At 51.0% G+C, this 359-nt stretch carries 1 protein-coding gene; it reads right to left on the bottom strand.

Annotated elements, in window-relative coordinates:
* Positions 1 to 359 (bottom strand): Ig-like domain-containing protein (locus CWB85_RS21535; protein ID WP_138555991.1); only part of this gene is annotated, 359 nt, incomplete at both ends.

Here is a 359-nt window from a genome sequence, read left to right as displayed (position 1 = left end):
CACCTGTTTCATTGGCGTTCGGTGTATACGTGGCAATGCCATTGGTGATACTCACCGAGCCTTTACTTGCCGGTAATACTATGGCAGCTGAGGCGGCCACTAAGTCCCCTTCGGCATCCGTGTCATTATCAACCAAGTTAACGCTAACGGCGGTATCTTCATCCGTTGTAGCACTGTCGTCCATGGCTATTGGTGCATCGGCAACCGCTGCTATCGTTAGTGTCACTGTATGCAGCGCCGATAATGCCCCGTCACTATCGCGTACTTGGAAGGTAAAGCTGTCGCTATGGTTTTCACTGCCATCATGTTGAAAACTAAAGCTGCCATCCCCGCGCAGCGATAAGCTAACAAATTGGCGT

Origin of the sequence: Pseudoalteromonas sp. S1727, assembly GCF_005886375.1 — a bacterium.
GTDB classification, from domain to species: domain Bacteria; phylum Pseudomonadota; class Gammaproteobacteria; order Enterobacterales; family Alteromonadaceae; genus Pseudoalteromonas; species Pseudoalteromonas haloplanktis.
The sequence above is the reverse complement of the archived record's forward strand: the minus strand, read 5'-3'. Positions and strand labels throughout refer to the sequence as shown.